Source organism: Peloplasma aerotolerans, assembly GCF_030012175.1.
Lineage (GTDB): Bacteria > Bacillota_I > Bacilli_A > Acholeplasmatales > Acholeplasmataceae > Peloplasma > Peloplasma aerotolerans.
Genome location: NZ_JASCXW010000021.1, coordinates 1 through 18,581 on the forward strand (window position 1 = coordinate 1; position 18,581 = coordinate 18,581).

15 protein-coding genes are annotated in these 18,581 nt (G+C 33.5%); 10 read left to right on the forward strand and 5 right to left on the reverse strand.

Features of this window, described 5'->3' with window-relative positions; translation table 11 throughout:
• Nucleotides 1-36 precede the first annotated feature (36 nt).
• Together QJ521_RS06545 and QJ521_RS06550 are read left to right on the forward strand one after the other, a co-directional pair.
• On the forward strand, nt 37-390 hold the full coding sequence (locus tag QJ521_RS06545) for a cytochrome b5 domain-containing protein (protein ID WP_282839645.1): 354 nt from the start codon (nt 37-39) through the stop codon (nt 388-390).
• 2 nt (nt 391-392) lie between these two features.
• Entirely contained in the window at nt 393-1,031 is a 639-nt protein-coding gene (locus QJ521_RS06550) for a hypothetical protein (protein ID WP_282839646.1), read from the forward strand.
• Between the two features lie 7 nt (nt 1,032-1,038).
• On the opposite strand, the gene QJ521_RS06555 is transcribed toward QJ521_RS06550, so the two are convergent.
• From QJ521_RS06555 to QJ521_RS06565, 3 genes are read right to left on the reverse strand one after another with little or no spacing between them, the layout of a single operon-like run.
• Nucleotides 1,039-1,779 (reverse strand): glycerophosphodiester phosphodiesterase family protein, encoded by a 741-nt coding sequence (locus QJ521_RS06555; RefSeq protein WP_282839647.1) that lies wholly within the window; start codon nt 1,777-1,779, stop codon nt 1,039-1,041.
• A gap of 7 nt (nt 1,780-1,786) precedes the next feature.
• A complete protein-coding gene (locus tag QJ521_RS06560; protein WP_282839648.1) occupies nt 1,787-2,362 on the reverse strand; it encodes a chromate transporter in 576 nt (191 codons plus the stop codon).
• Nucleotides 2,355-2,921 carry a chromate transporter gene (locus tag QJ521_RS06565; RefSeq protein WP_282839649.1) on the reverse strand — a complete coding sequence of 189 codons (567 nt, stop codon included), beginning with the start codon at nt 2,919-2,921 and terminating at the stop codon, nt 2,355-2,357. Before QJ521_RS06565 ends, QJ521_RS06560 begins: the two co-directional genes overlap by 8 nt.
• 89 nt (nt 2,922-3,010) lie before the next feature.
• Between QJ521_RS06565 and QJ521_RS06570 the strand changes: the two genes are divergently transcribed.
• The 4 genes from QJ521_RS06570 to QJ521_RS06585 all read left to right on the forward strand — a co-directional run bounded on the left by QJ521_RS06570 (nt 3,011) and on the right by QJ521_RS06585 (nt 7,940).
• Nucleotides 3,011-5,032 carry an immunoglobulin-like domain-containing protein gene (locus QJ521_RS06570; RefSeq protein ID WP_282839650.1) on the forward strand — a complete coding sequence of 674 codons (2,022 nt, stop codon included), beginning with the start codon at nt 3,011-3,013 and terminating at the stop codon, nt 5,030-5,032.
• A gap of 99 nt (nt 5,033-5,131) precedes the next feature.
• Nucleotides 5,132-5,584 (forward strand): RDD family protein, encoded by a 453-nt coding sequence (locus tag QJ521_RS06575; protein WP_282839651.1) that lies wholly within the window; start codon nt 5,132-5,134, stop codon nt 5,582-5,584.
• On the forward strand, nt 5,584-7,134 hold the full coding sequence (locus QJ521_RS06580; RefSeq protein WP_282839652.1) for an alpha-amylase family glycosyl hydrolase: 1,551 nt from the start codon (nt 5,584-5,586) through the stop codon (nt 7,132-7,134). The genes QJ521_RS06575 and QJ521_RS06580 overlap by 1 nt, the downstream gene beginning before the upstream one ends.
• Nucleotides 7,134-7,940 (forward strand): DUF1189 family protein, encoded by an 807-nt coding sequence (locus QJ521_RS06585; protein ID WP_282839653.1) that lies wholly within the window; start codon nt 7,134-7,136, stop codon nt 7,938-7,940. Before QJ521_RS06580 ends, QJ521_RS06585 begins: the two co-directional genes overlap by 1 nt.
• Before the next feature lie 58 nt (nt 7,941-7,998).
• Here QJ521_RS06585 and QJ521_RS06590 read toward each other — a convergent pair whose 3' ends face one another.
• Together QJ521_RS06590 and pulA are read right to left on the reverse strand one after the other, a co-directional pair.
• Entirely contained in the window at nt 7,999-8,388 is a 390-nt protein-coding gene (locus tag QJ521_RS06590) for a hypothetical protein (protein ID WP_282839654.1), read from the reverse strand.
• A 2-nt stretch (nt 8,389-8,390) separates the two neighbouring features.
• Complete coding sequence (pulA, locus tag QJ521_RS06595; RefSeq protein ID WP_282839655.1) at nt 8,391-11,321, reverse strand: type I pullulanase; 2,931 nt, start codon at nt 11,319-11,321, stop codon at nt 8,391-8,393.
• A gap of 191 nt (nt 11,322-11,512) precedes the next feature.
• Here pulA and QJ521_RS06600 point away from each other — a divergent pair, with 191 nt between their 5' ends.
• The 4 genes from QJ521_RS06600 to QJ521_RS06615 all read left to right on the forward strand — a co-directional run bounded on the left by QJ521_RS06600 (nt 11,513) and on the right by QJ521_RS06615 (nt 18,567).
• The gene (locus tag QJ521_RS06600; RefSeq protein ID WP_282839656.1) at nt 11,513-13,339 is read left to right on the forward strand and encodes a pullulanase-associated domain-containing protein; all 1,827 of its coding nucleotides are present in this window, start codon (nt 11,513-11,515) and stop codon (nt 13,337-13,339) included.
• Nucleotides 13,340-13,351: 12 nt separating this feature from the next.
• Nucleotides 13,352-14,731 carry a sugar ABC transporter substrate-binding protein gene (locus QJ521_RS06605; protein WP_282839657.1) on the forward strand — a complete coding sequence of 460 codons (1,380 nt, stop codon included), beginning with the start codon at nt 13,352-13,354 and terminating at the stop codon, nt 14,729-14,731.
• Between the two features lie 89 nt (nt 14,732-14,820).
• Nucleotides 14,821-17,181 (forward strand): carbohydrate ABC transporter permease, encoded by a 2,361-nt coding sequence (locus tag QJ521_RS06610; protein WP_282839658.1) that lies wholly within the window; start codon nt 14,821-14,823, stop codon nt 17,179-17,181.
• Nucleotides 17,182-17,184: 3 nt separating this feature from the next.
• A complete protein-coding gene (locus tag QJ521_RS06615; RefSeq protein ID WP_282839659.1) occupies nt 17,185-18,567 on the forward strand; it encodes a sugar ABC transporter permease in 1,383 nt (460 codons plus the stop codon).
• The last annotated feature ends 14 nt before the right edge of the window (nt 18,568-18,581 follow it).

The window sequence follows — 18,581 nt, forward strand, 5'->3', positions numbered from 1 at the left end:
TAAAAGATGAAAAAGTTGTTGTATGTCTTCTCACTCATGTTATTATTCACGCTGTTTGCGTGCTACAGTGACCCTGTCGAATCTGAAGTTCCAACAGACCCAAATCTTACTCCAGATCCAACTGAAGTTGACCCAACAGAAGATAATCTCATATATCTTACACTTGAACAACTCAGTGAGTTTGATGGAAGAGAAGGAAGAAAAGCATATGTTGCTGTTAATGGAGACATATATGATGTCTCTAATTCAATATACTGGCCAAATGGTCATCATAATGGACATCAAGCTGGACAAGATTTAACTGATGCAATTCTTAATGAATCTCCTCATGGATTGGCGAATTTAAGTAGAGTGCCAATGATTGGACATATTATAGAAGATGGTGAATAATCATGCAGTTTGTACAAGCTAATTTTGCAGTTTTTCTCTTACCTGTTGTTTTCTTATATGTTTACTTGCTTGGTAAACATATGTTTACCCATGCGTATTATTATATTTTCGGTGCTTTAATCATTACGACAATAGTTTTTTACATTGATATACCATTAATATCAAATATGATAGACCGTGGACATCTTTCATTATCTTTTTTTATTTTAGTCATCTTTGCAGGTGTTTTTAAGAAAAAATCAACAATGAGCAAAATACTAAGTATATCCAGAGGTGAAAATGCGATTATAGGTTTTATATTTTTAATACCACATGCATTGAATCGATTATCTCTTGCCTTATATGGATATAATACAACTGGCTTAATCGCTTTTATCTTATTTATTCCTCTCGTCATAACATCCTTAATGATTGTTAGAAAGAAGATGAAGCCAATTCATTGGAAAAGATTACATAAGCTGAGTTATATAACTTATTTATTGATCTATATCCATATTGGATTTAATATTTATTTTAGAGATCCGTTTTATTTTGCAGTTAAACCAAATGTTTGGTTATTTCACCTCTTACCGATTTTGTATATTATCTTAAGGTTAGTCAACATCATCATTCCTAAATATAAACAAAGAGCAGCCACTTGATGGTTGCTCATTTTTGTTTTGGTAGAAAAAATTCAAAAACAGTATTATCATAATGTGACTTCACAAAATCAAATTGTTCTTGAGATCTTGCTGCATAGCTGATAATAACTATGCCCTTCTTTTTTAGCTTATCTAAATACTTGTTAGGCATGTCATGGAGTCCATAACTTATAAAATCTGGTTTGGTAAATCGATTGAAAAACATTGACTTCATTAAATATTTAGAAATAGATTTCAATTCTTTATTGTTTTTAAAATACTCTGATATTTGACCTCGTATAATATAAGGATGATTTTTCTTAAACCAGCGAACAACTTTTGGATGAAATGAAAAAATCGCATAAACTCCTTGATAATCCTTCATCACTTTCATAAAGGATTGACATAATAGTAAAATATCGCCTTGAGGTTTAAGTTCGATTAATAATGGAACTTTACCATTAACTAATTTTAAAACCTCTTTAAGTGTTGGTATACGTTCATCTGAGTTTACATATCTTAAATCCCTTATCTCTTCATAAGAGACGTCACTTAATAATCTAGGGTCATTGCATAACCTTTGAAAATCATCATCATGAAAAGATAGAACAGTTCCATCTTTTAATGCATTGACATCAAGCTCAATCGAATATCCGTGATCTAATGCGTTTTGAAATGCTTTTAATGAGTTTTCTGGGATGCTTTGGTCTTCACGATATAACCCACGATGGGCGATTAAATGATGTTGAATCCAACTTAAATCTTTCATCTTCCACCTATATGATACTGTATATGATGATTCCTAATAAGGCTGATAACATAATGATTTTCACGGGAGATATCTTTTTATAAAATAAGGTTGTTAAAGCTACAATAACTAATATGATAAGACCTCTATAGTTAAATACTGAGAAATCGAATTGTAGCGTATCCAAAATGATATTCGGAAAAACTGCGTGAATTAAAAGCACAAATGAAACACTTAAAATCAAACCAATAACAGCTGGCTTAAGTCCTAAAAATGCTAGCGATACACCTCTTGATTGCAAGAACTTACTACCTAAACTAGCAATTAATAAAATGATAATAAATGAAGGTAATGCAACACCGATGGTGGTTGCTACTGCACCTAAAACACCTAACTGATTTGTTCCAATGAATGTTGCCATATTAATCGCAATCGGTCCAGGTGTCGATTCACTTATACCAATAAAATCGATTAACAGTTCAGCATCAATATAACCACCACCAACAAGCTCTTGTTGGATTAATGGAATCATTGCATATCCACCACCAAAGGTAAATAAACCAATCTTAAAAAATATCCAAAAAAGAGTTAAGAACTCAAGCATCGTTCTTCGCCTCCTTTAAATTTGTCATAATACCATATAAGATACCTAATAAAGCAGCACCTATAAGCACATAAATCACACTGATTTCAGTAAACATAGCGATCAATAATGATGAGATTAATATTATAACTGCAAATATATTAAAATGAATTTTCTGAGAAAGCTTTAATGCAGCTCTAAAGATTAAAACTGCAACACCTGCTTGAATACCATAAAATGCATAAGCTACTAAATTCAATTGTTTAAATTGAACAAGAAATAATGAGATTAAAGAAATGATTATAAATGATGGGATAATGACCCCAAGGGTTGCTAAAACACTACCTTTAAATCCTGCAATTTTATAACCAATGAAAGTTGCTGAGTTAACAGCAAACACTCCAGGTGTTGATTCTGATATAACAAGAATTTTTAAAATATCTTCATCGTCTACCCATTGTTTTTTTTCTACGACTTCTTTTCTCATCACTGGCATCATTGCATAACCACCACCAAAGGTGAGTGCGCCAATCTTTAAAAATGTCAGGAAGAGAGCCCATAAACTATATTCTTTTTTCATCATGCCACCTCACCGAAATATTATAACACAAAATCGTAGTGATGAATATCCTATTATGTTATAATGTTTTTGCAAAGGATGGTCATAAGATGAAGAAAATAATAAGCATTATAAGTTTACTTTTATTAATGATACTGGTATCGGCATGTACAACAGAAGTTGGACCAAAAGATACAATACCACCGGAAATATTAGGGTTAAGTGATATCACCTATACCATAGGGGATGATGAACCTGATTACTTAGATGGTGTCTTAGCGATTGACAATGTTGATGGAGATGTAACCCATCAGATTATTGTTGATGATTCAGCAGTTGACTTAACAACAGTTGGGGCATATGAATTATTCTATTCCGTAAAAGACTCTTCAAATAATATGTATAGAGTTTATGTAATGGTTTACGTAGTTGAAGAACTAATCGATCTTGATACGACACCACCAAACATAAACGGTACGAAAGATATTACCTATTATATAGGTGATGATGCACCAGACTACTTAAAAAATGTTACAGCCAATGATAATATAGATGGCAATATAACACATAACATAGTTGTTGAAGATGATACGGTAGATTTATTAAACGAAGGTGTTTATACTTTAACTTATCGTGTTTCTGATCAAGCAGGAAATGAAAGTATTGTTACGGTAACAGTTACAGTCATCAATCAAATAAGTCATATTGAATTTTTAAACATTTATCATGTTAATGATACACATGGTGCATTACTTAATGATGGAAATCAAATGGGGATTTCAAGAATTGGGAATCTTATATTAGACGAAAAAACTAATAACCCAGATAACACTATTTTTATCTCAAGTGGAGATATGTTACAAGGTACATTAATTTCTAATTACTTTTATGGAGCTTCAGTAATAGATACATTGAATGCTAGTCAAATGGATGCCTTCACATTAGGCAATCATGAGTTTGATTGGGGGCTAGAAGTCGTTACTGAATACTTTAATCCAGACACTGAAGGACTTAAAGCGAATTTTCCTTTATTAGGAGCGAATGTGTTTTTTAAAGGAACGACAACCAGACCAGATTTTGTTGATGCATATACCATTATTGAAAAAGGTAATGTCAAGATCGGTGTTATTGGTTTAATGGGCTTTGGTCTAGAATCCAGTATTGCAACCTCTAGAGTTGAAGATTACTATTTTGATGATCCAATTCCTTGGGCAGCATATTATGCAGAACACTTAAGAACTGTTGAGGATGTAGATATTGTTATCGTTTCTATTCATGGAAATAGTCAATTTACCAATCAAGGTATTGGTAATTTAACAGGAAATCAACGAGTTGATGTTTTATTTAATGGGCATTCGCACTCAACATATGAGACATTTATTAGTAGAAATGGTGTTGATTTACCTATTATGCAATCAGGAGCAAATGGATCTGCAGTAGGTAAAGTTCACTTAGCATTAAATGAAAACGGAGAAGTCTTATCTTATACCGCACAAAATCTTAATAGATTTTCTGAATCTAGATTAAATACACCAAGTAGTTTAATTGATGCAGTACTTAGTGAATATTTACTTGAAGTTGATGCATTACTCAATGAGACAATCATTATATCTGGTAGTTATTATTCTAGAAATGATTTGACAGAATATATGGCAAAACTCATTAGAACATCTGTTGATGCTGATTTCGGAATTCATAATTATGGTGGAACCAGAGCAAGTCTCGATAGTGGTCAAAATATAACGGTAGCGACTTTATATGAAATATTTCCTTTTGATAATAAGATTAAAACAGTAGAACTGTTGGGATCGGAGATTAAATCGTATATTTCAAACTCTGGTTCAGTCTATGTTAGTTATGGGTCAAGCTTAACTTATGAAAACATCCAAAATAATACGTATTATTTGGTTGCGACAAACGATTATGTTTTTGATTTAACAAGTAATCCTTTCATCTATGGAGAAAATCCAATAGATACAGGTATTTTGATCAGAGATTTATGGGAAACTGTTTTAAGAAATAGAGCAGAAATATCTAATTATTTCTATATCAATGACCCAATTATTTTAGAAATGGATGTTTATCCAACCCAGTTAGATATTTTTGATCGAAGACAATATTTAATCATTTAATCGAAAAGGCTCAAAACGAGCCTTTTCTTATATCTTGCAAACGGTTTCATAATTCTATTATGATATAATATGAATAGACTTTAAAGAAGAGGTAAATTTATGGTTCCATCGTTTGAAAAAAGAGTAAGAGGATTTGCTATTGATACTTCAGGTGTAAGTATTTTTGTTATTTTATCGATGTTTTTAGGACAGGTACATCCTTATTTACCTTGGATTGTTATTGGATCAGCTTTTTTCGGGTTCTATTTTTTACCATATTTCTTTTCTAAAGGACAATCTTTTGGCAAAAGAATACAAAAAATTAAAATAGTGAATTTAGATGACTCGGATTGTTCAGTATTGAAAATACTAGCAAGAGATGCTTTTAAACTTACGCTAAGTATTGCAACATTTGGCATCTATTTGATTATCTCGTTTTTTGTTATGTCAGATAGTACAAGCAGAACCATTCATGACTATATATTTAGAACAAAAGTTATTGATTTAGAAAAACCTACAGGTAGAGATAACTTCTTAGGCAAAGTAGAGTCGATGAAGAAAAGAGGATTTTAATGAAAAAAATATTATCAGTATTACTAATCATTGTTATATTGATTGGTTTATTTGCATGCAAGAATGAAAATGATGTAACAGATCCAATTGATTCAATACCAACTGTTGAACCCATTGACTTGAGTGCTGTCAATCCACATAACGATGTTTATTATCAAATTTTTGTAAGATCGTTTGCTGACAGTAATGGTGATGGCATTGGAGATATTAATGGGATTACCGAAAACCTAGATTATCTTGAGGAGTTAGGAATAACTGCACTATGGCTATTACCCATTAATCCTTCACCTTCATATCATGGTTATAATGTTACAGATTATTATGATATTCATCCTGATTATGGAACTTTAGAAGATTTTGAAAACTTAATTGAACAATCTGGTCAAAGAGGCATTAAAATCGTTATTGATTTAGTGATTAACCATACATCAGATCAACATCCTTGGTTTGTTTCAGCTGCTACAGGATCATCAAGCCCATATAGAGATTACTATATCTGGAATAATGGATATGCCTTTGAAAGTTTTGTTGGTGGAATGAAAGACTTAAACTTTCATCATGAAGCAGTTAAAGATGAAATGAAAAGTATTATGGACTTTTATTTAGAAATGGGAGTTCATGGTTTTAGACTTGATGCAGCAAAACATTTAATCGAAAGTATTAATCCTACTTGGGATAATACGTTACTTATTTTAGAGTTCAACATGCATATTAAAGAAAATTATCCAGACAGTTTTATCGTATCCGAAGTCTTCGAATACGTATACGATTTTTATGCAGATTATTTTATCGGTTCTGACTCTGTCTTTAATTTCTATTTAGCACAGCAAGTATGGGATAAAATAGGTAGCCTTAATAATAGTCGCTTACTTGTATCTAACTTAAATAGAGCTTACAATACTTTTAGGGAAGTAGATCCAGATTTCGTGGATTCACCATTTATTGGTAACCATGATTTAGATCGTGTTGCCTCGATGCAAAGCTTTATGGGTTTTGATGCACAACAAAGGTTATCATTAGCAGCTCGATTTTTGTTAACAGTTCCAGGAAGCCCATTTATTTATTATGGTGATGAACTTGGGATGAAAGGTTATCGATATGAAGGGACAAATATCCCTGGTTATGGTGTTGTTTATGATGAGTATAGAAGACAACCATTTATTTGGGGAGAAGCTGAGTATCAGACATCTTGGTTACCTAGTGATGGTTCTAATGACGCCACATTATCGCTAGAAGAACAAAAAGAAGATGAATCATCACTTTTCAATGTTTATAAAGAAATGATTCAAATACGTAGAGAAAATCCTGCTTTAATGTATGGAAATACATTTATGCCATACAAAGGAAATCAAGGCAATCTTCAGGGATTTGTTCGTTATTACCAATATGAGGATATCGAACAAGCAGTTTTAGTTATTCATAATGTTGGATCAAATGCTATGGTTATTGATGTAGCATATGAGTCTATTTTATATGGTTCATTAAACTTGCAAGCATATGGTACATTAATACTTGAAATCAATCCAGATGAAATCGAGGCATACACTTAATGTTTTTGGTTCGCTATTTCGTTTATTCATTTAACTTTAAAAACATCTTTAAGAGAGTTGATGAAAAGATGTGGAAAGTCATCATCTATTTTTTGTTGTTATCGATGATTAGTTTGTTTCCAATGAACTACTTGATTGTTAAAGAACAAGGATGGAGATTAGACTTTATTGAACAAAGTTTCACCATTACACCGAATTGGGAACTACCCGAAAACTGTGGAATAACAGCTAATCAACTCTCATGTACAACCAATATAGAGTACGAGTATTTCCATGAAGGTATCATATACATTTTTAATTATCAAGGTAATGATTATGATTTAAATAAAAAGCAGATTCTATTTGAGTCCAATCAAATTGTCTACACCAATGGTGAAGGGGCAAGAATGATTGGATATGACTATAAAGGTTTTGAAGGTCCTGTTAATTTTAGAGAAATCAATTTAAAATCAGGACAAGAAAAAATAGATGCATATCTTGCATTTGGACAATCTATTGAAAACTCATTTTCTAACTATATCGTGATCTATGCATTGCTTGTCAATACGTTGATTAACATGAGTTTATATATATTATTCTTTGTCTTACTATCGTTTGTTTTACAGCTCTTTAGATTTGGATATTCTAAATTTTTTAGATATATCGACAGTTTAAAGTTCCTTGTTTTCATTATGGGAGTACCTGCGATGTTAAGCTTTTTAGTTGGGTTCGTAGAACCCGCATTTTCTCCGGTATTCTTTCAGTTTGGTATGGGGTTAATTACGATGGTTGTTATGTTGGTTTACGGAAAAAAAGAGTTCGCATAGGATCATAAAAAAAAGGAACCGAAGTTCCTTTCATAAGGCGCTTTTAGCGTCTTTTTTGTTATTCAATTTTAAGTGCGTTTTCCAATATTGATAATCCAGGTGATGTAATATCTTTGTTAATGTCAAAAGACAATGTGCCTAACGAAGGATTATTTGCTGTAAACTCAGCACTTGATGCATAAACGTAAATGGTTAATGTATGAGTTTGAGTTCCAATTTCATCAAAATGCTCTTCATATTTTTGACTTGCTATATTCATTGCTATTTCATTTAACTCAGCGATGTTCTTAAGTTTAATTGGAACAATCACATGCACCTCAATTTGACGATTTACAAATGTTTCTTGTGCAACGTGGATGGTTAAATCAACAGGTTCATCAGAACCTTTGCATGATGCTAATCCAACAGCTGTGATAACGATAAAGAGTAATAGTATAATCTTTTTCATGATTAACCTCCTATCGGTGAATCATCTAATGTGATATTAAATGATTGTTTTTCTACAAACAATGTGTAGAAGTAATGTTTAACTGGTTCATAAGGTGCAAGAACTGCAACTGTAATCGTATAACGACCAGGTACATTGACATCATGATAACTTGAGTAGTAAATCTCAGCCTCAGGATTGTGAATTGTTAAGTTAACTTCTGGGTTAAATGTATCACCTTTTTGAATGGTGAAAGTGTTATTAATGAGTTCAACTGCTTCACCCATAACTTCAACTAAAATAATGGATGTATTTTTAGGTGCGAAAACCAAATCTGTAACCAACTCTAAACCGTTTGTATCATGTGATTCGAAATAGGTTAACATTTTATATGTTTTACCACTTTCGAGTTCTAGCATCGCAAGACTTCCTGTTGGATTGCTGCTGTGTAATACAATAATTTCTGGTGTGTGACTATTTCCAGCTATTCTGTACGCAATTGCTTGACTACCTGCATTTGTATCAAGGAAGGTCAAACGATTCTTAATTTCATCAGCATTGTTGATTCTAAAGTGATCATAAGTGTTCCTAATTTGAATCAGAGCTTTATAATACTCGAAGACATCATTATATTGAGCCTTTCTGTCCCAGCGCAGCTGATTGACAATATCAGGAGATTCATAAGAGTTATGATCAAAACCACCAGATGGAAGTGGCTTGCTTCGCATAAATTCGACACCAGCATGTAAGAATGCCACACCTTGTGAAGTTAATATCAGTGCATTTGACTGAATTTGCATAGGTTTAGCATTGCTAATCGAAATGCCAGTTAAACGTAATTTATCATAAAGCGTATTGTTGTCATGCGCTGTCACATAATTGATCGTTTGGTTTGGATTTAAATGCCATTCATTCATTTGAGTGATTCCAGGAAATTCAATACCACCAACGATACCATACATTAAACCTTGATAAATGTAATCATTTGTATTGCCTTGTACCCAACCTCTTTCAGTAGCTTGGAATACAGACCCTTTAACTGCATCTCTTGTATAGTCATTAAATGCACCTACAAGATTCATGTTTTTAATGTTATCTTTACCAGCAGCTAATGAGTTTGGTAAAGGTGTTGATCCACCTGCCCAGGGTTCACCAAAAACAATAATGGTTGGATCAATAGCTTCTAATAAAGCTTGGATCTGATTCATGGTTTCAACATCATGAAGTGCCATTAAGTCAAATCTAAAACCAGATAAATTATATTCAGTTGCCCAAAACTCGATTGAGTCAAGCATAAACTTTCTCATCATCGAACGTTCTGATGCGGTTTCATTACCTGTTCCAGAACCATTACTAAAACCACCAGAAGGTGTTAATCTGTGATAATAACCAGGAACGATTTTATGGAAGTTTGATGTTGCTGATTCACCTGTATGGTTATATACAACATCCATAATCACGCGAATATCATAATCATGAAGCGCTTGAACGACTTGTTTAAACTCATTGATTCTTACACGACCATCAAATGGATTGGTTGCGTATGAACCTTCTAGAGTATTAAAGTGATAAGGCATATATCCCCAGTTGAAGAGGTTAGTATAATTAGGGTTGTTCGCAACTTGAACTTCATCGACATAACCAAAATCAAAGATTGGAAGTAATTGTACTGCATTAACACCTAATTCTTTAATATGATCTAATCCTGTAGTTACTGTAACACCTGAACCTGTATATGTTGTTCCAGTTTCTGTTAATCCAAGGAACTTACCACGATTTGCTTCAGTTCCATTCCATGAACTGTGTGTTGTTAAATCTCTAACGTGTAACTCATAGATGATATAATCTGTTAAATTTGTAATTGTGCTTGGACGATCATTATAACTCCAGCCATCTGGATTGGTTTCATCGAATTTGACAATCATACCACGTTGTCCGTTTGCTCCAGTTGAGTATGCATAAGGATCGGTTACTTCATGGACTTCACTGTTGTTAGTCACCGTGAATGTATAATATTTAAAATCATAGTCACCAGTGAGTTTAACTTCCCAAGCACCGTTTTCTATCTTATACATTGCCTCTGTTTGATAAGGTGTCAATTCATTATTTGGTTGTCCTTGATCGTTATAATTTGGATGTCCTTGATGATAAAGGTTTAAGGTAACACTTTGGCTTAATGGTGCCCACAACCTAAAGATTGTAAATTCATTATCGAAACTTACACCAAGTTCACCTTCATATGTGTATAAATCTTCAAAATCAGGAGTGTCGTATATATTTTGAAGTGAAACAGGAAATTCTATTTCTCTATCTTCATTAAATAGAACTTTAAGTGTATAAGATTTAGAGATATCTACATTAGGGACTGTTAATAATAGATCTTTAGTGGTTGCTGTTCCACTTGTGACCATTGTTCCATTTTCATATACTTCATAACCCAATTCAGGTATATGAGTTAATTTAGCCGATATACGTTTTTGAGTATCAAAAGCTGCAGATAATACTTTTTCTCTATAATCAGGAATATTGTTTGCCAAATCAGCAGATGAAGTACCGATACTTAAGTCTTGCTCAACAAAATATGCATGTGCAACACCTGAGATGACCTCAACTTCTTCAAGATCTATAAAACGGTCTCCACCGACTTCTCGATATCCATCCCATCCACCTTGTTTAATAATAATGCCTAACATCGTAGAATTTGGATATTGGTCTGTTAAATCGATTTCATACCAGACACCAAATTCATCTTTATTTTCAACACTAAAATTATGTTGAATTCCACCAGTGGATACAGGCTCATGTTGCCAGACCCACATGTTAAAATTTGAGTAATTATCATCATAGCGATAATAGTGAACAATGAGTTTTGTTGGCAACTCATTCGCCATGGTTGTTATTCCCAGACTAAAGACTGAGAACATCAAAAGAATTATTGCAATTATTTTTTTCATATTTGAACCTCCTACATTAAATAATATATCATGGAGACACTAAAATAATAAAAATAATGATAGCGATTTCAAAAAGAGAACGGTTGCACAATTTATCATTGACTAAAGCGTTTACATTTCTCATATTTATATGATAAGATAACCGTGTCAAGGATGAATTGGCATTCTTTAAACAAATAGGAGGAAAAAAAATGAAGAAAGTGCTATTCGCATTGCTCCTCATATCATCAGTATTCGCATTTTTTGGCTTAAACGCGAAAGCTGCAGGTACGGGGAATTTAGTTGTACACTTCCAAGCATGGGATGAAGCAAGTTATGATAATCTTGGATCACATGCATGGGGCTCAACAGCTGCTGGAAAACTAGCAAGTGGTACAGACGACTTTGGTGTATATTTCGAATTTAATGATTTAGAAATCGATACTGAAATCGGATTTATTGCAGTTACATGGATTGGTACCGAAGGTCCAAATTGGGATAAAAAATTAACCGGTGACGTTATGATCGGTGATGATGTTGTTCAAGAAGGTAAAACAACTCATGTATTCGTATTCCAAGGTGCAAACGGTGCACAATATTTAGTTGCAGATCCAGACAACCATTCAGTAATCGTTGTTTACTATGATGCTGCTGGCACCTATGAAGAAAACTTAGGTATCCATCATTGGGGATGGACAGTTGCTGGTCCTGAATGGGCAAGTCCTGCTGAAGTATTTAATACAGTAGGTAAATCTCCATCAGATATGGAAGTTAAAGGTTTTGCTTTAGCTTCAGAAGATATCACTGGTGCTGGTTTCTTAATTTATGCTGGTGGCGATGATAGTAAGAAGACTGGCGACATCAAAAATGATACTGGATTCTTCCAAACTCATACAGATGGAGCATATGACATTTTATATGTTGTAAGCGCTGGCGATGGCCATACGTCAAATAGCAATGTTTATACTGATCCAGCATTATTTGCTGAAGATGCATTCTCATTTGGATTAGTTCCATTTAGCAATGCTGATAAATCAGGAACATTTGCAGTTGACCCAACAACAATTTTCGTTAAAACAAGTTCACCTGTTGCATCACCATATCCACTTGCAGCGGATAAAGATGCAGCAAGAGCAGAAATCGAAAATTGGTTTACAGTTCGTGAAATTACTGGCGTAGACACTTATGGTGATCCATTAGCAATTGAAAGAGTAGACTTTGCAACAACAAATACGACATTAAATCAATTTGTTATTATTCTTGAAAACGCAATGGATAATACAAAAGAGTATGAAATATTCTTTGATATGAATTATCCAGAAGAACCACTTGATGTAGCAAAAGATGTTACAGTAACTATTAATGTTACAGTTCCTGCTAATACACCTGCTGAAGCAGTTATTAGTCTTGCAGGTTCAATACCTGGATCTGGGTGGAACCCAGAATCAGAAGATTTTGTTGCAACTCAAGTTGGAGACACATTAGTGTATTCAATAACATTTGATGTTGAAGTAATTGATGCGTACACAACTTATGAATACAAATGGACTAGAGGTTCATGGGCAACAGAAGAATTTGTTGCGTCTAACCGTCCATTAGTGATTCCTAATAATGTTGACTCAATCGTATTTGATGATGTTATCCAAGCTTGGGCAGACATTGATGCACCAGAAAACAAATATGATGCACCAGTTCGTACAGCAATGGTTAACTTAAAAGCTTCTATGGTTTTAGATCTAGATACAGAAGCTCCTGAAATTACATTTATTTCACCTACAGGTATTGTAGGAAAAGATCCTGCTGAAAGAATTATTGAAGTCACTTGGGGACAACCTTTCAATCAATTATTATTCCCAAGATATAGAGCAAACGATGACCGTGATGGTGACTTAACACCTTTCATCTTTGTACCTAAAGGACAATCATCCGTATTAGATACAAGAACTGAAGGCGATTATACTATCATGTTACGTGTTGTTGATAAATGGGGCAACGTCGCTGAAGAGACTTTTATCTTTAGAGTCGTTAAGTCTAATTAAGGAGGCGCGCACATGAAAAAACTATTAACTTTATTATTAATTTCATTGGCTGTGTTTTCATTAGCAGCATGTAAATCAACAGAAGAACCTACTGATCCTGATCAAACGCAAGATCCAGCGAACCTTGGTGAAAGAATTGATTTTGGTGACCGTTTAGTTCAAAAGTCAAGTATTCGTGTTTGGATAGATGATGAAGAAGGCGAATATATGGAAGCAGTCATTGCAGAATTTAACAAGTTGCATCCAAATATCGTTGTTGTTCACCAACATATGGGTACTGTAGATGCTCGTGAATTGTTAAAAACATTTGGTCCTTCAGGAAATGGTGCAGATGTATTCCAATTCCCACATGACCACTTAGCAAAAGCAGTTTCTGAAGATTTAGTTTATGCTTTACCAGCTTCAACTCAGACTTTATTAGCACAACGTTCTCATGAACTAGGATTAAGTATAGCTACATTGAGTTATGACGAAGTTGCTAAATCATTTAATCCAAATAGTCCAAATGCAGTTGAAAGACTATATGCAGTACCAATGTCAATTGAATCTATTGGTTTATATTACAATACAGATTTAGTAGATACACCTGCAACAACATTTGAACAATTAATTACTGAAGCACAAACATGGAATGCAGCTCTAGCAGCTGATAATTCAGGTCAAACTAATGCACAAAAAGGTTGGTATTACTTAGGTAATTCAAGCCACTGGGCAGACAGTTACTTTATGCAACCATTCTATTCAGCATTTGGATTCACTCCATTTGGTGAAGATCTAAATGATCCTTCAGCAGTTGGATTTGAAGATGCAGTTCCTGCTCTTAACTGGTTAAGAACTACATTAAAACCTGTAACAACAGGTACAGGTAACCATAATTCAGTTACAGCTGGTTCTAACTTTGAAGAAGGACGCATTCCTTATATCATTACTGGTCCTTGGAGTAACGAAGCTTATAAGAGTAAAGGATTAAATTACTCAATCGCTCCAATGCCAACAATTAATGGAAATGATACACAAACATTTGCTGGTGCTCAAATGGCAGCTGTTTACAAATATTCAGAAAATGCAGCTGACGCTATTAAATTTGTTGAATTCTTAAGCAGCGACATCGCTATGAAGCTCATGTATGAAATGAAAGGTAAATTACCTGCATTAACAAATGATCTTCTTGCTACAATCGATGGTGTTGCTGATGACCAACTTATGATGGCAATGGCACAACAACTTGAAACATCTATTCCAATGCCAACAATTCCAGAAGTACAATACTACTGGGGTCCAGGTGAATCAATGTTACAAGCTATTTGGAACACAGATAAAACAGCTTTATTAGCTGCTCAAGAAGCAGAAGCTGGATATCGTGCATTAGCTGGTTTAGGTTCAGGTTCATAGTATTTTAAAAGTTATTTAATTTAACTAACTTTGTGGAGGCGGCAAGATTTCATTTGCCGCCCTCATTTAGTTATTACATGGAGGTTTAAATGAAAGTATTTAGCATCATAAAAGCAATTGCCTCTGGACTTGTTTGGGGACTTGGCCAAGTTCTCAATAAACAATTTCTTAAAGCTTTTTTCTTTTTCTTCTTTTTTGCACTGTTCATTTCAATTGAATTATTTACAAGTAAATATTTTGAAGAAACCGATGCAATGGACAAGATTGTAGGAAAAGATTTTAGTGATCAATATGTTCAACTTGGTTTTTTAGCTGATTATAATTATAATAAATTTTTAAATAATGGTGTAGGTTATGCAGATTTTGAAGATTTTTTACTAGAAATTGATGGAGAAGAAAATCTAACAGAAGCATTACTCATCCAATTTATTGCTAGTGATTTAAAAAAGAACAATCCAATCGTTTATATAAATAGCTTAACTAATGTCATTATTCCAGCAGAAGAGTTCGAAACCGAAGGTAGAGAACACTTATTTAGAAGAGAGACTTTGTATCTTGATGATCAAGGCATCTATTATGTAGAAAGAGATGTTACACTTGCTACTGGATCTAATCAAAAACAATACGTTGAAACGACGCTATTGACAGGCGAATTAAATGAAGATAATATCAGATTCAATCGTGAAGGACTCGTTGTTTACCGCAAAACAGGTGAAATATACCGATATCAAGGTGTGTTATATCTAAGAGTTATCAACGATGGTTCTTTTGAATATGTCAATCTCTTAACTGAAGCAACAATTACCATTCAACCCGGTATTATTGTACCTGTTGTTCAAGTTATAGGACCGCTTTATCGTGTTAATAATATGATATTTGAATATATCGAACCAGGATTAATTTATAATTCTGTTCGTTTACAATATAAATCAACACCATTTCTAGATACATTTAGACAGTCAATGTTATATACATATACACAACCAGGTAATGCATTTACTGATAATGATTATACACGTCTTATGTTAAAAGTTTATTTTGAACTTAACCCATCAATTCGTGATCATTTCTTAGATGAATATAACGATTTTTTCTATGATCGTGCAGGTATGTTTGTCAGGGGTTATTGGGGAGTTATTACACTAGGAACCACGAGTAAAATAAACTACACAGGTCATATGTCATTAAATAATGCTTTAATTGGGACATCAACGTCACCTTATTCTTTAGCAACGCATATTCGCCCATTAGAAGAATTACCATTTCGTGGACATGTCTCGATGATGGTCTTACTTGAAGGGTTAATTGCTGTGATTTTATCGTTTTTCTTTTATATTCTAATGTTTTGGTCAGTAAGCGATGCTTATAAAACAGCAGAGAAAAAAAGAAGAAAAGAAAAAGTTTTAGGTGATCGAAAATATTTTGCAAATGTTTATGAAAACAGTTTTGAATATATCGTTTTATCACCAGCTGTATTTGTATTAGGTTTTATATCCATTATGCCAATCGTGTTTGGTTTTGTGATTGCCTTTACGAATATTGCGGGTAACGAATCCATGTTAGAAACGTTTGATTGGGTCGGCCTAAGAAACTTCTTTGCTTTATTTAATTTCACATCCGGTTTAGGTGCATCATTTGGACGAGCATTTTGGAGAGTATTAGGATGGACGGTTATTTGGGCAGTACTATCTACATTTACGGTATTCTTTGGTGGATTCTTCCAAGCATTAGTTCTTAACAGTGAAAAAGTCGTATTTAGAAAATTATGGAGAACTGTTTTAATTCTCCCATGGGCAATACCAGCATTGTTATCTCAAATGGTATTTTCTGTAATGTTTAATGAATTTGGTTTTATCAACCAGTTTTTACAAGACATAGGTGTTTATCCAATCTTACAAAATTTAGGTATGCTTGGTGTCAATTTTAATACACTAGAAGGTTTTGCTAGGTATTTATATTTAGGTCAAGATAATATTCAATGGTTTTCAAATCCATTTAATCCTGTTTTCGTTAGAGCAACACTTGTTGTCGTTAATATTTGGTTAGGGTTCCCATATTTTATGGCACTAATGACAGGCGTTATGACAGCCATAGATGCAACCTTATACGAAGCCGCCGACATCGACGGAGCAACCAAATTCCAAAAAATTATTAAAATTACGATGCCTTTGGTATTATATTCTACAGCACCGATATTAATTATGACTTTCTCAGGAAACTTTAATAACTTCGGGGTGATTTACTTTATCACGGGTGGTGGACCAAATACAGGTTTAGCCAGTCGAGGGTTTGCTGGTGATACAGATATTCTTATTTCATGGATGTATAAATTAACTGTTGAATACTCTATATACAACATGGCATCTGTATTCTCAGTATTGATTTTCTTGTTTGTAGGCTCATTAACCGCATGGAACCTATCTAAAACAAGAGCTTTCCAGGAGGACTAAGATATGACAATTCTACATATATTACTCATATATTTTGGAATCTTAATCTTATTGGTCAACCAGGGAACTGTTTACGATTATGCACAGAAAAAAGGTTATGAAGGTATTAAATATCGTTTGATTGCTTTAATTCCAGTTTTCGGATTTAAATATTTCCAAAAAAATAAACCTTTAGTTAAAGTAACAGATCGAGAACTTAAGTATTTAATAAGTCCGGAAATTCTTGGCAAAAGAATTATGTTGTATGGACTACTATTGTTAGGTGCATTTATTGTTATTATTCCAACATCTGTGATTATTTATTTATCATTATCAAATAATCTATTACAAACTTTATTTACCGTGTTCGTCATTATATTAGCATTCTTATTACATCAAGGTACAGTTGTTGAATACGCAAGTAAAAAGGGTTATGAAGGCATTAAACCAGGCTTGATGGGGTTAATTCCAGTTTATGGTTTCTACTATTACAAGAAAATTCCTAAGCGAAGAAATGCAACCAAAGAATCCATGAGAGATATCTTTAAATTCTCAAGTATGCTTTCAAGGTTACTGATTTACGCTGAAATCACTTTTGTTGCAGTGATTGTTATTGTACCAGTTGTTTATATCTTTGGTATGGCATTCGCGAATGTTAGAAGTGATGTTCCAAATCAAATTTGGCCATCAAACCCAAGTTTTGGAGCATTTACATATCTCTTTGAAGAAACGAACTTTACAAGATGGTATACAAATACATTAACGATTGCATTAATCAATATGCTCGGTGGTACTTTATTAATTACTGGTGCAGCTTATGTCTTTGCTCGCTTTAGCTTTAAAGGTAAGAAAGCTGGACTACTCACCATTTTAGTATTACAAGCATTTCCTTCATTTATGGGATTAATCGCCATGTATGTCTTATTCTGGAAGTTCAACCTTCTAGGAAGACCAACATACTTAAGTATTTTGTATATTGGTGGAAGTATTCCAGGTAACTTATGGCTTATTAAAGGATTCTTATCACAAATTCCTAAAGACTTAGATGAATCAGCAATGATTGATGGAGCAAATAAACTTCAAATATTCTTTAAAATCATTCTACCTTTATCTGTTCCGATCTTAACGTTTGTTGCTGTATCGATGTTTATGGGACCATGGATGGATTACTTGTTACCAGGTTATCTACTCAGGTTTGCACCTGCTGGTGCACCACCTGATTATGATATATCAAGACAATGGACACTTGCTGTCGGTTTATTCAGGTTTATTAACGATTTAAACTATCAACATTATTCAGCATTTGCCGCAGGTGCAATTCTTGTAGGTTTACCCATTACAGCACTTTATATGGCATTCCAAAAATACCTTATCGAAGGTATCATGGCTGGCGCTACAAAAGGGTGAGAAATCATCCTTTT